Source organism: Paraburkholderia lebeckiae (assembly GCF_050436225.1).
GTDB lineage: Bacteria > Pseudomonadota > Gammaproteobacteria > Burkholderiales > Burkholderiaceae > Paraburkholderia > Paraburkholderia tuberum.
On record NZ_JBNDLU010000002.1, the window covers coordinates 4002636 to 4015878 of the forward strand.

The window sequence follows — 13243 nt, forward strand, 5'->3', positions numbered from 1 at the left end:
AAGGGGCATCGACGCCGGCGAGCCTCAAACCGCCGAAAACCGAAGGACGAAGCCCAGCGTCCCTTATCTTGAAAAGCGCGTCCCCACCGCGCGCTGATGCGGGAAGGGCGCCAGCCAGCAGGGGCGCATCGACAAGCAGCTAAAGTTTTGCCAGGCCGGGTCGTAATCACAAACAAGGCGGCCGGCCAACGAACCGCTGCCGTTACTGGGCCGATGGCCCCATCAGGAGAATCTCAATGCTCGGAATCAACACCAACACCAACTCGCTCGTCGCGCAACAAAACCTGACCGGCTCGGGTAGCGCACTGTCGCAAGCGATCACGCGTCTGTCGTCGGGCAAGCGCATCAACAGCGCAGCAGACGACGCAGCAGGTCTTGCGGTCTCGAACATCATGCAGACCCAGATCAACGGTCTGAACCAGGGTGTGTCGAACTCGAACGATGGCACTTCGATGGTGCAAACCGCATCGAGCGGCCTGTCGTCGCTGACGAGCAGCCTGCAGCGTATCCGCCAACTGGCTACGCAAGCGGCGAACGGCTCGATGACCGACGACGACCGCGCAGCACTGCAGCAGGAAGTCAACCAGCAGGTTTCAGAAATCAACCGTATCGCGTCGCAAACGACGTATAACGGCATGAACGTGCTGAACGGCTCGCTAGGTACCGTGTCGTTCCAGGTCGGTGCGAACGTCGGCCAGACGATCAGCCTGAACCTTTCGCAAGACATGTCGGCTGCGCAGCTCGGCAGCGGCACCGTGCAAGCAGGCAACACGCTCGGCACCTACACGAACCTGAGCCTCGATTCGACCGGCGCTGCGGCTGCGGCGGGCACCGCGCCGGCAATCACGTCCATCAATGTGCTCTCCGACGGCAGCGGCGGCTTCACGTTCACGGACCAGAACAACGAGAGCCTCAGTGCCGCTGTTGCCACAGCTGCAGGCCTCACCGTCACTGCGGCCGCGGGCACCACTCCCGCGACGATCGCAAGCGCGGCCACGATCGTGGATGCAAGCGGGAATGCCGAAACGTCGGTCGATAACCAGATCAACGCCTACAACCAGCCGTCGACCGTTGCGAACATCGACATCAGCAGCGCGAGCGGTGCGAGCATGGCGATGGAGTCCATCGACAACGCGCTGACCACGCTCAACAACCTGCAAGCAACGCTCGGCGCGGCACAAAACCGCTTCAGCGCAATCGGCACGACGCAGCAAGCGCAATCGACCGACCTGTCGAGCGCCCAGTCGTCGATCCAGGACGCGGACTTCGCGCAGGAAACGGCTAACCTGAGCAAGGCACAGGTTCTGCAACAAGCCGGTATCTCGGTGCTGGCACAAGCGAACTCGCAGCCGCAGCAGATCCTGAAGCTTCTCCAGTAAGGCGCTTCCCGCTGCAGGCCTCCGGCGCGCGGCTCGATGCGTGCCGGAGGCAAACCCGTCGGGAGGCTTGCCTCCCGATTGTCTTTTCCAGCGTAACCCCGCTTGTTAAACCGCTTTAACCGGAATTGCCGACGCACGGAGCCTCCTCATGTCCACCGTAACCGGATCCACCACCAGCGCGATCGCAAGTGCAGTCGCCACCACGACCGCAAGCGCCAACGCCACGCTGCAGGCAGCCGCCCAGTCGATCATTAGCGGCTCGACCAATTCGTCGATGGACACAAGTTCGCTCGTCACCGCGCTCGTCAACTCGAAGACTGCCGGCCAGGCCGCGACCATCGCTGCCGAGCAGACTGCGGACAACACGCTGATCTCGGCCTACGGCACGCTCTCCGCGGCACTGTCCGCGTTGCAGGCCGCCGCCGAGCCGCTCAGCGACGGCGCGACGCTCAACTCGTTCTCGTCCACCTTGAGCGGCAGCGGCGTTACCGCCACGGCCAGCACCGGCGCGGTGGCGGGTTCGTACTCGCTCAATGTGGCGCAGGTCGCCACGTCGCAAGTGCTCACCTCGGCGGGCTACGGTTCGACCACGAACCTGGCTTCCGGCGCGGCCACGATGACCGTGACGGTCAACGGCAAGACCAGCACGATTTCCCTGAATAGCTCGAACAGCACGATTGCCGGCATTGCATCGGCGATCAATTCGGCCAACGACAATCCCGGCGTGGTCGCGACCGTGGTGACCGGCGCGGACGGCGCGCATCTCGTGCTGCAATCGACCTCGACCGGCGCGTCGAGCGGCATCAGCATCGCGATCAACGATTCGAGCTCGACCGACGACCTGAACAAGCTCGCGGTGACGACCACCAACGGCAAGGCGATCTCCAGCGCGAGCGACCTCTCCGCTCAAGTTTTGGATAGCAGTGGCAACCCGGTTCTCGATAGCAACGGCAATCCGGAGACCTACAACCCCAGCCAGTCGACCATTACCGGCACAGGCTGGACCCAGACGCAGGCCGCCCAGGATGCGTACTTCACGCTCGGCGGCGTGGGCGTAACCAGCTCCTCGAACTCCGTGACGACGGCTGTGTCCGGCGTGACGCTGAACCTCACGGCAGCGGCGGTCGGCACCACGCAGACGCTCACGATCGCGCAGAACACCAGCGCGGAGTCCTCGGCGATCAACAATTTCGTCAGCCTCTACAACACGCTCGTCACGACGATGGGGTCGCTGACGGCGTACAACGCGAACTCGACGTCGCAGGGCGTGCTAATCGGCGATTCCACGTTGAGCACGATCCAGAACCAGCTCGCCAAGGTCGTGAGCGGCGGCGTGGGCAGCGGCACCTCGCAGACGACGCTTGCCGCGATCGGCGTTACGCTCCAGGCGGACGGCACGCTGTCGGTCGACGACACGACGCTCAGCAATGCGTTGCAGAACAACCAGTCGGCCGTGGCCTCGCTGTTCAACCCGACGAACGGCATCGCCGCGCAACTGGACGACAGCATCACGACCTATACCTCGTCCGGCGGCCTCATCCAGAACCGCACGGATGCGATCAACAGCGACCTGACGAGCCTCTCGAATCAGCAGACGGCGCTCACGACGTGGCAGGCCCAGCTCACTAGCATGTACACCGCGCAGTTCACCGCGCTCAACACGCTGATGGCAACGATGAACAACAACTCGCAATACCTCACGCAACTGTTCGGTGGCACCAACAGCGCAGGCGCGCTGGCCACGAACAAGAACTGAGCGCAACGGGGAGCGAACCATGCAGAGCGTTGCCCCGATCGAGCGCATCTGGCAGATGACGAAAGACCTCGAACTGGCGGTCGCTGTCGGCGAGTGGGAGCGGGCCGCGCAGCTCGCGAACGAGCGCTCGCCGCTCTTGACGGCGCTCGGCGCGCCCCAGCCACAGGAGGTCATGGCGCGGCTCAAGGCGATCCACGAGATCGACAGCCGCATCGTCGAGGCCGCGCAGGCCGCGCAGCAGGCGCTGGGTGCCGAGTATCAGGCGAACATGCAGGCGAGCCGCAACGCCGGGCGGTATCTGAGCATGGCGCGGTACTGAAGCAGGAGCAACAGTTCATCGCGTCCTTCGCGGCGCAAGCGCGTACCCTGGCCGCGCCTTGCGCGGGCATTTTCTTTTCCTGAGAGTGGGCAGTATCCACAATCACTTCAGGCGAGAAAGAAGATGTTTGCCGCGGCAAGAAAGCCATTCGCGTTCCATCATTTTTGCTCATCCAGGTCGAGTTCACGCTTGATGTCCCGTATGCCTCTCGTTATGGAAGGCAAATTGGCGCCCATTTTGGCGCTAGCTCGGACGATCGGCGCAATTGCCCGCCCCCCATAATTCCAACGTCCCGAGTTCCTGACGCGTACGCGCGCCTTCGTCATGACCGCCTTCCTCCCTCCGGGCTGCACCGCCACGCCTGCCTCGAAATCGCAGCAGAATCACGACATTGCGCTCGCCATGCAGAGCGCGATCGAACATCATCGGCAGCAGGAATATGACGAGGCGGCCGCGCGCTATGCCTCCGTCCTGGAGGCCGCGAGCGATCACACCGATGCGCACTACCACCTCGGCGTGCTGCTCATGCAAACGGGGCGGCCCTCCGAAGCAGTGCCGCATTTCGAGGCGGCGCTCGGGCAGATGCCGAAAAATGGGCAGATCTGGCTCTACTACCTCAACGCCCTAGTCGCCAGCCAGCAGACCGACGCGGCGCGGATCGTGCTCGACCTCGCGCGGCAACAAGGCCTGCCCGAGGCGGCCGTCCAGATGCTGCACGCACGCATCAATGGGGAAGAAGTGCCGCTCCCTGCCACGCCGGAGCCCGAGGCTGCGCCCGCGCCCGCTCCCCAGGCTGCTGCGAGCGGGAGCGATACGCGCCCCCCTGCGGCATCCGATACGGACGAGCGCGTGAAGCTCGATACACGCCGAGCAAGCCTCAAGGAGATGCGCCAGTTCCAGCATCTGTTCAACAGCGGGAAACTCGAAGCGGCGCTAAAGGTCTCCCGCCGCCTGACGCATCAATACCCGTCGCACGGCGAATGCTGGTACGACCTTGGGCGTGTCCTGCAACGCTCGGGCCACTACAATGAGTCTGTCGAGGCGGCCGCGCACGCCGCCCGACTGCTGCCCAACTTCATCGCCGCCCAGACGATGCTGGCTAACGGGCTGATTACCACCCGCCAGTATCAGCAAGCCGAAACGCATTGCCGCCAAGCGCTCGAAAAATATCCCGAAAGCGCCGTGCTACATCGCAACCTGGGTACCGCCTTACAGGAGATGGGCCGGTATGCCGAGGGGGTCGTCCATCTCCGCCGTGCCGTGGAATTGGCGCCGAACGACGCCATCGAGTGCGACGCGCTTGCCCACTCGCTACTCAAGCATGGTCTGTACGACGAAGCCGAAGCCGCTTTCCGCCGTGCGCTAAGACTGGCACCGATGCAGGCGATAACCCACAGCAACCTGCTGTTCAACTTGATGCACAAGCCGGATCTCGATGCGCTCAGCGCATTCGCGGAGTTCCGCGAGTTTGCAGCGCGCCACGAAGCGCCGCTTCGTGCGCGTCGACCCCGGCACACCAATGACCGCGATCCGTCGCGGCGCCTGCGAGTCGGTTTTGTTTCCGGCGATCTGCTCGGTCACCCGGTTGCGTATTTCTTCCTGTCGGTGCTAGAGCATCTGGCGCTCGATTCGAGTCTGTCACTGCACATCTATTCGAACTACGCGGTGACCGACGGCTTCACCGAGCAGATTCGTGCGCATGCGCAGACGTGGAGCGAAATCTTCGGCATGAGCGACGACGCAGTCGTGCAGAAGATCCGCGACGACGGCATCGATATCCTCATCGACCTGTCCGGCCATACCGGCCGTAACCGGCTCGTGGCCTTCGCGCACAAGCCGGCGCCGGTCCAGGCGAGCTGGATCGGTAATCCGGCCACGACGGGCCTGGATGCCGTCGACTATTACCTGTCGGACCGTTTTGTCACGCCGCTCGAACAATTCGAGCGCCAGTTCTCGGAAAAGCTCGTGTTCCTGCCGGCGCTCGCGCCGTTCAAGCCGCACCCGCAAGCGCCGGACGTCAACGAGTTACCTGCCCTGAAAAACGGCTTCATCACGTTCGGCAGCTTCAGCCGTATCGTCAAGATCGGGCCTGAAGTCGTGGCGCTCTGGGCACGCGTGCTGCGCGAGGTACCGGATTCGCGCATGGTCATCGGCGCGATTACGGCACGGGAGCAGATGGACAAGCTGACCGGGCTGTTCGCGAGCGAAGGGATTGACTTGAGCCGTATCAGTTTTTTGCAGCGCGGGAATGTCCCGACTTACCTGCAGCAGCACAATCTGATCGACGTCTGTCTCGACACGTTTCCCTTCGGCAATTCGACCACCACCATGCAAGCGTTGTGGATGGGCGTGCCCACCATGACCCTGCCCGGCGTTTCGATGGCGAGCCGCGGCAGCACGGGGTGGCTCTCGCACCTCGGGCTCGACTCAGCCTTCGTTGCGCAGGACAAGGACGACTTCGTGCGCAAGTGCGCCGCGCTGGCCGCCGACCCCGAAGCGCTCGCGGTAGTGCGCGGCGAGCTGCGCGAGTACTGCAGACAGTCGGTCCTGATCGACGCCGGCGCGATCTCCAACGCCGCCTCTCGCGCGTTTCGCACCATGTGGCAGCGCTGGTGCGACGGACTGGAGCCGGAACATTTCGAGGTTCTGGCGCATGTCAGCAAAGCGCAGACCGCCGGGGATAGCCCAGCAGGCCTGTCGCCCGAGCAGCGCGCCGCGCTGGCCGGTGAATTCGTCGATACGCTCACGCTCCTGCTCGACAAGCAGCAGTTTGCCGAGGCCGAAGCTGTAGGCCGCCAGTTCACCACGCTCTTGCCAGAAATCGGCAAGGCATGGCACATGCTGGCGACGTCGCTACGGCAGCAAGGGAAATCCTTTGAGGCACTGGAGCCTTTGCGCAAGGCCAATACCCTGCTGCCGAACGACAGGAACATCCGCCAGGAACTGAGCCGAGTCTCACAATACGTGAGCGACCTTGAGCGCATCGCGCCGGTCAACCAGGCTGAGCCAGCGAGCGAGCTGGCAGCGCTCAGGGCGGATAGCCGGCAATACCGGCATCCAGTCGGCGCCCTGATCGCCAATGTGCCGGTTCTGATCCCGACCTTTAACAACGTCACATATCTGCGCCGGATGGTGTCGCAGCTCCAAGGCAGAGGATTGCGCAATCTCGTCGTCGTGGACAACGCATCGAGCGCCCCCGGTATGCTCGACTACCTCGCCAGCATCCAGGATACGGTGAGCGTCGCACGACTCGACCACAATGTCGGGCCGCGCGCGTTCACGCTTTCGGACGTCATCTATCACCGGCTGCCGGACATTTTCTGCATTACCGATCCCGATCTCGAACTGAATCCCGAATTGCCCGATACTTTCCTGTTCGACCTGATAGACGCCACGGAAGCATTGAAAATCGGCAAGGCTGGCTTTGCTCTCGACATCTCGCAACCCGCGCTGATGGACGAGAAAGCACTCTCAATCATGCAGTCGGACGGCATGAAGAACTACGGGCTGATCGACTGGGAAGCACGCTTCTGGCAACAGCAGATCGCGGCGACCGCCAACGGTGACCCGATCTTTCGCGCGCCGATCGATACGACCTTTGCGGTCTACAACAAGCGGTACTTCCGCCGCGAAACTCATCTGGCTGCGGTGCGTTTCGGTGGACGTTACACCTGCAGGCATCTGCCCTGGTACAAGGACAACGGACTGGATGCTGCGGAGGATCAGTACTATCGCAAACACCAGGCATGGTCGACGTTCCTGAAGTGACCATTGCGCCTGGTCGGTTAACTAAAGCTTTGTTGCGGGCACGTGGGGTAGAGCGATAGTTCAGGCGACAGACTATCGGCGGTGCTAATGCCTGGTATCCCGTAGCCATGGGCGTGCACTCAATCAGGGCCAACTAGCCAACCTCTCCCGCACCCGCTCGACCACCTCTTCCCCCAGAGCGGCGCGAGCAACGCGACCGCCGGCAACGACCGGCTTGCGTCGTTGTGATGCTGCGACTTGCCCCGCCAAACGCGACCGACGCGCAGTTCCGGCAGCAGCGCATCGAGCAGCACGAGAATGTGTCGAGGAGCTGGGACGCGTGGCAGCGGCGCTACGACCAGGGGGCCGAGCGGGCGCTTTGGGAGCGCGCTTGAAAAATATGCGCTGTGCGACTGCTCTTGCGGGGAGGCTGGTGTGCCTGGCCGCGTGTGCCAGCTTCCCACCCACATCAGGGATCGATGTACTGGAAGAGCGACAGGTTCCGCGCGGACGAGAAGGTTTCCTGCGACGCCACTGTGCATGTACTGACTGATCGCCGAGACCATGTCGGTGATCGTCAGAATGTCGAGGTTCGACCGGGTCTGCACCTCGTTCGACGACATGATCGTCTGGAGCGCCTTGACCTCCGCCTACCGAAGCCAGGATCGTGACCACGTTCGAGTACGAGTTGGAGAGCCGCGCCTCGCCCGTCGTGAGCGCGTTATCGAGCGCCGCCGTACCGGCAGGTGTGTTGCCTGTTGGCGCGCGCATTGCCGGGCGTCACGCTGAACGCGTCGCCGTCCTTCGGGCGTACTCGAGATCGGGACGCTCAAGACGGAGCCGGCCGCAATTACCGAGACGTCTGTGTACGTGCCGGTCGTTTGCGTCGTCGTATTGGCCGAGTTGTCCTGACCTATAGATCATCGCGCCGGTGGTAGTGTCCGTCGCGAACTGGATTGAGTGGTTGTCGTTGACGTCTGACGCCGCCGGTTGGTCGCGTGCCCGTGCCCAACGCGCCCGTGCCCTGATTGGACGAGCCGGCCGCGGCGACGTAGGCGGAGCCGTCTGCCTGCACGCCCTGGAACACCGTCCGACCGTTGTCGGTGATCTTGATCTGCCGCGGGACCGACACCTGCACGTAGCGCGTGCCCGCGTCGCGGTTGTTCGTGACGCTGCCGCCGGCGGCATTCGTGAACACCAGCGGTGCTCTGAATAAACTTGAGACGCGCGCCATCGTTTGCGCCATGCATCGACCGCGTTCAAGCGCGAGGCCTGCTGAGTAGCCTTCGTGCCCGGGGCTGCAACGCAGTGCAAGGCGGCGTATGCTCAACGGTCCCGGGTTCGCCGGGCCACTTCCCGCATTGCGTTCGCCCACTCATTCCTGGAGCCATCATGGAACTACGCAGGATCGGCACTTCCTCGTTGCAGGTTGCCCCGCTCATGTTCGGCGGCAACGTATTCGGCTGGACGGCCGATGAAGCCACCTCTTTCTCGATCCTCGACGCGTTCGTTGAAGCCGGACTCAATTTCATCGACACCGCCGATGTCTACTCGGCCTGGGTGCCCGGCAACCAGGGCGGCGAGTCGGAGACGATCCTCGGCAAGTGGTTCCGACAGAGCGGCAAGCGCGAGCGGATCGTGCTCGCGACCAAGGTGTCGAAGCATCCGCAGCGCAAGGGGCTATCGGCCGCAAATATCCAGGCGGCGGTCGAAGACTCGCTGCGCCGCCTGCAAACCGATTACATCGACGTCTATTTCTCCCACGACGACGACACCGCGACACCGCTCGCGGAGACGCTCGGTGCGTATCAGAAGCTGATCGAGGCCGGCAAGGTGCGCGTGATCGGCGCGTCTAACTATAGTGGCGCGCGCGTCGAGGAAGCGCTCGCGGTGTCGCGCGAGCACGGGCTGCCCGGGTATCAGTTGCTGCAGCCCGAATACAACCTCTACGACCGCGCGCAATACGAGTGCGACAGCGAGCCGGTGGCGCTCGCGAATCATCTCGGCGTGGTCGTCTATTACAGCCTCGCGAGCGGGTTCCTGTCGGGCAAATACCGCAGCGAGGCCGATCTGGCCGGCAAGGCGCGCGGGAGCCGGGTCGAAAAATACCTGAACGCGCGCGGCTTGCGGATTCTCGGCGCGCTCGACCGCGTCGCGCATCGGCACGGCAGCACGCCGGCCGCGGTCGCGCTTGCTTGGCTGATCGCGCGGCCGAGCGTTACGGCCCCTATTGCGAGCGCAACCTCGGTCCAGCAGTTGAAGAGCCTGGTCGCGGCCGTCCAGCTGTCCCTCACCGCCGACGATATTCGTGAGCTGGACGAAGCGAGCGCCTGATAAGGCGAACACTTCGGCCGCCGACACGGGGGCGATCCGCGCCAGGGAAAAGCCTGGCGCAATCGGTAAACCCCTGGTAGGATGGAGAGTTTCCTGATATGATCGGGAGTGAATTGAGATCTTTGCCTGTTTCGTCAGTGTTCTTCGTTGATGAAAGGTTGGCGAAACGGCAACAGACGCGGCTTGTGCATTACGTCTGTCCGCGTTCCGCGGTGAACTCCCCACCTCTCTTTTCCGGCCTCCGTGGCCGCTTTGCCTCCGCTTCATTCGTGGTTTGGCCGGGGTTGTTTATCAGCCTCGCGTTTGCCTGTTACTGGCCATGAATCGGAGCGACCGGAGGGCCGGCGCGTGAGTGGTGACCTGAGCGGCTACCGCCATGCAATTAAACCGTATCTAGTGATTGAGTTAGGAATTACATGACGACGATTCTTCTGAAGGAAAACGAGCCGTTCGAAGTGGCAATTCGCCGCTTTCGTCGCGCAATCGAAAAGAATGGCCTGATCGCTGAACTGCGTGAACGCCAGTCGTACGAAAAGCCGACCACGGCTCGCAAGCGCAAGAAGGCAGCAGCTGTTAAGCGCCTGCACAAGCGTCTGCGCAGCCAGATGCTGCCGAAAAAGCTGCACTAAGCACGCTTTTTACATACGCCGAACGGCGGTGTGAGCTTCGAAAGAAGCCACATCGCCGTTTTGCTTTTACGGCGTCGGATTTTGCCCTGCGTGCAGCCGTTACGCCGCGCTCCTCAGCCGCTCGGCCGACAGCCCGAACTAGCGCGCGATCGAGCCCAGCCGGTCGTGCCACTCCCATGTGCCGAACACGTCGTGCACGTTTTGCAGGCAACTGAGCAAAGCGATGGTCACTGGGTCGTATACGTTGATGCGGGCGCGAAGCAGCGCTTTTTTCAGCGCAGCCAAGCCGACATCCATGTAAGCGGGCACTTCGGCCGGTGGCTTGCCGATGAAGCGCACCGGGACCCTTTCCATTGCGGTCATGTAATCGCGCGGCTTGATCAGAGGTTGCCGACCGGGCAGCCGCCGCAATAGCCGCGGTAGGCGCCGCCCCTCGGAAGCAATGCGGCGCGTTTCTGTCCGAACAGATGCGTGACGGACTGATCGTAAATGTCCTTGTGGGTCAGGAAGCTAAGTGTTTTCATGGTTGGTCTCCCGCCCAATTCGCTCATTTGCACGTCCAGCGGACGCTGCGGCTTCACCCCGCCTTCCGACCACGCCGCTTCTTGCCCAGCGACGCACATCGCTCGCGGCACATGCAGGTCGTCTCATGATCGTTGACCATGCCGACCGCCTGCATGAATGCATAGCAGATCGTCGAACCGACAAATTTGCAGCCGTAGCGCTTGAGCGCCTTGCTTAGCGCGTCCGATACTTCCGTCGACGCAGGTGCATGCTTATACGAAGCCCATTCGTTCTGAATCGGTGTGTCGTCGACGAATGACCACACGAAGTGCGCGAGCGAGCCATGTTCGACCTGAATCTGCTGCACAGCGCGCGCGTTCAGGATGGCCGCCTCGATTTTGCCGCGATGTCGCACGATGCTTTCATCGGCGACGAGTGCATCCACGTGCTTCGGCGTGAAGGCCGCGACCTTGTCGATGTCGAAGTCGGCGAATGCACGGCGGTAGCCGATGCGCTTGTTGAGGATCGTCGACCATGACAAACCGGCCTGCGCGCCTTCGAGCACGAGCATCTCGAACAGGTGCTGGTCGTCGCGCGAGGGCACACCCCATTCGGTGTCGTGGTACTGTGCGAGCGCTTCGCTCGATACCCAGTTGCATCGTTGTGTCACTGTCGCGCTCCCGCGTGGTCATGTCGTTCGCCAGCATAGCGGAAGCGGTGTACGCCGCAAGCTGGCCAATCGGCTAATTGCGCGATTCAAACTGACCTGCCACGCTAAGCGTTATTCACCCACGGAACCGATTCGATTCGATGAACCACGACTTCTTTCTGATCGGCGTCGACGGCGGCGGCACCGGCACGCGCGTCGTGCTCGGCGACGCGCAGGGCCGCGAACTGGCGCAAGCGGCAAGCGACCCATCGGGCCTTGGGCTCGGCATCCCGCGCGCATGGCAGTCCATTCAGGCCGCCTGCGGCGAAGCGTTCGAGCGAGCCGGAGTCGCGCTGGACTGGTCGCGCTGCGTGCTCGGTTGCGGACTGGCGGGTGTCAACAATCGCGACTGGCTCGCCGAGTTTCACCGGCAGGCGCCGCGGCTCGCCGGACTGGCCGTCGAAACCGACGCCTACACGACCCTGCTGGGCGCGCACGATGGCGCGCCCGGCGTGATCGTCGCACTCGGCACCGGCAGCGTCGCGGCTTCGCTCGCGAGCGACGGCGAATTCCGCATGGCCAGCGGCTACGGCTTTCCATCGGGCGACGAAGCGAGCGGCGCGTGGCTCGGCCTTCGGCTGATCGTGCACGCGCAACAGGCGCTGGACGGCCGCGTTCCCGTCGACGATCTCACGCACGCGCTGCTCGCGCATACCGGCGCGCGGGATCGCGACAGTCTCGTCGTGTGGCTGTGCGCGGCCAATCAGACTGCCTACGCGCGGCTCGCGCCGATCGCGATCGAACACCGCGCACATCCGTTCGCGGCGCGGCTGCTCGGCGAGGCCGGCGTCGAAGTCGGCAAGATGATCGCCGCGCTGGACGCGACGGGCGCGCTGCCTGTCGCGTTATGCGGAGGCCTCGGTACGCCGTTGCGCGAGTACGTGCCGCAGGCGTATCAGGCGCGCCTGCGCGAGCCGCGGGCGGATTCGGCGCATGGCGGCTTGCAACTGGCGCGGCGCGAGGCGCAGCGGCTGGCTGGAGGAGACCTGTAAAATACCCGCTTTGACGCTGCCTCGACGGCTCAGCCGCCAGACTCACCATGTATAAAGTCATCGCCACGGATCTCGACGGCACACTGCTCAACGCCGATCACCAGGTAGACCCGTTCACGGTCGCCACGGTGCGCAAGCTCGAAAGCGACGGGCTGCAGTTCGTGATCGCCACCGGGCGGCATTACTGCGACGTCGCGGGCATCCGCGATCTGCTCGGCATCAATCCGTATCTGATCACGTCGAACGGCGCGCGCATTCACGCGCCAGACAACGCGGTGATCCACGCCGACGATCTGCCGCCGGCGGTCGTCCAGCGTCTCGTGCAACCCGAAATTGTCGGCGCGCATGGTCGAGTGATCGTCAGTCTGTTTGCAGACGAGGCGTGGCTGATCGACCGCGATGCGCCCCATCTGCTGGAATTTCACCAGGATTCCGGCTTCACGTACGAAGTGACCGACCTGCCGAAGCACGATGGCGTCGACATTGCCAAGGCGCTGTATATCGGCGATCCCGCCGATCTCGCGCAGGTGGCCGCCAATCTGGAACGCGACTTCGGCGAGCGACTGTACGTGACGTATTCGTTGCCGGATTGTCTCGAAGTGATGACCGCGAATGTGTCGAAGGGGCGCGCCCTGCAGATCGTGCTCGAGCGCCTCGGTTTCGACGCGTCGCACTGCGTCGCGTTCGGCGACAACATGAACGATATCGATCTGCTCGAGACGGCCGGCCATCCATTCATGATGAACAACGCCAATCCCGATCTGATCACCCGTCTGCCGCATGTGCCGCGCATCGGCAACAATTTCGAGGCGGGCGTTGCGCATCATCTGCGCAAACTGTTTGCGCTCAACGACGAACTGGCATCTTGAACCGC

11 protein-coding genes and 1 pseudogene are annotated in these 13243 nt (G+C 63.3%); 9 read left to right on the forward strand and 3 right to left on the reverse strand.

Features of this window, described 5'->3' with window-relative positions; all coding sequences use genetic code 11:
• The first annotated feature begins 236 nt into the window (after positions 1-236).
• The 5 genes from OKW45_RS32985 to OKW45_RS33005 all read left to right on the forward strand — a co-directional run bounded on the left by OKW45_RS32985 (position 237) and on the right by OKW45_RS33005 (position 7596).
• On the forward strand, positions 237-1379 hold the full coding sequence (locus tag OKW45_RS32985; RefSeq protein WP_429473062.1) for a flagellin: 1143 nt from the start codon (positions 237-239) through the stop codon (positions 1377-1379).
• A gap of 148 nt (positions 1380-1527) precedes the next feature.
• Positions 1528-3135, forward strand: a complete 1608-nt coding sequence (gene fliD / locus OKW45_RS32990) for a flagellar filament capping protein FliD (RefSeq protein WP_429473063.1) — start codon at positions 1528-1530, stop codon at positions 3133-3135.
• Positions 3136-3154: 19 nt separating this feature from the next.
• Positions 3155-3454 carry a flagellar protein FliT gene (gene fliT, locus OKW45_RS32995; RefSeq protein ID WP_429473064.1) on the forward strand — a complete coding sequence of 100 codons (300 nt, stop codon included), beginning with the start codon at positions 3155-3157 and terminating at the stop codon, positions 3452-3454.
• A gap of 324 nt (positions 3455-3778) precedes the next feature.
• On the forward strand, positions 3779-7222 hold the full coding sequence (locus OKW45_RS33000; protein ID WP_429473065.1) for an O-linked N-acetylglucosamine transferase family protein: 3444 nt from the start codon (positions 3779-3781) through the stop codon (positions 7220-7222).
• Between the two features lie 227 nt (positions 7223-7449).
• The gene (locus OKW45_RS33005) at positions 7450-7596 is read left to right on the forward strand and encodes a hypothetical protein (protein WP_429473066.1); all 147 of its coding nucleotides are present in this window, start codon (positions 7450-7452) and stop codon (positions 7594-7596) included.
• Positions 7597-8114: 518 nt separating this feature from the next.
• Here the strand turns inward: OKW45_RS33005 and OKW45_RS33010 are convergent.
• Entirely contained in the window at positions 8115-8399 is a 285-nt protein-coding gene (locus tag OKW45_RS33010; protein ID WP_429473067.1) for a hypothetical protein, read from the reverse strand.
• 194 nt (positions 8400-8593) lie between these two features.
• On the opposite strand from OKW45_RS33010, the gene OKW45_RS33015 reads away from it, so the two are divergent.
• Complete coding sequence (locus OKW45_RS33015; protein ID WP_429473068.1) at positions 8594-9535, forward strand: aldo/keto reductase; 942 nt, start codon at positions 8594-8596, stop codon at positions 9533-9535.
• A 416-nt stretch (positions 9536-9951) separates the two neighbouring features.
• Entirely contained in the window at positions 9952-10164 is a 213-nt protein-coding gene (rpsU, locus tag OKW45_RS33020) for a 30S ribosomal protein S21 (RefSeq protein WP_006050883.1), read from the forward strand.
• A 138-nt stretch (positions 10165-10302) separates the two neighbouring features.
• On the opposite strand, the pseudogene OKW45_RS33025 reads toward rpsU, so the two are convergent.
• Both OKW45_RS33025 and OKW45_RS33030 read right to left on the reverse strand, forming a co-directional pair.
• A pseudogene (locus tag OKW45_RS33025) lies at positions 10303-10688 on the reverse strand (hypothetical protein).
• Between the two features lie 53 nt (positions 10689-10741).
• A complete protein-coding gene (locus tag OKW45_RS33030) occupies positions 10742-11338 on the reverse strand; it encodes a DNA-3-methyladenine glycosylase I (RefSeq protein WP_026225513.1) in 597 nt (198 codons plus the stop codon).
• 140 nt (positions 11339-11478) lie between these two features.
• Between OKW45_RS33030 and OKW45_RS33035 the strand changes: the two genes are divergently transcribed.
• Together OKW45_RS33035 and OKW45_RS33040 are read left to right on the forward strand one after the other, a co-directional pair.
• Complete coding sequence (locus tag OKW45_RS33035) at positions 11479-12369, forward strand: glucosamine kinase nucleotide-binding domain-containing protein (protein ID WP_018418799.1); 891 nt, start codon at positions 11479-11481, stop codon at positions 12367-12369.
• 47 nt (positions 12370-12416) lie between these two features.
• Positions 12417-13238, forward strand: a complete 822-nt coding sequence (locus OKW45_RS33040; RefSeq protein WP_429473069.1) for a Cof-type HAD-IIB family hydrolase — start codon at positions 12417-12419, stop codon at positions 13236-13238.
• Positions 13239-13243: the final 5 nt, after the last annotated feature.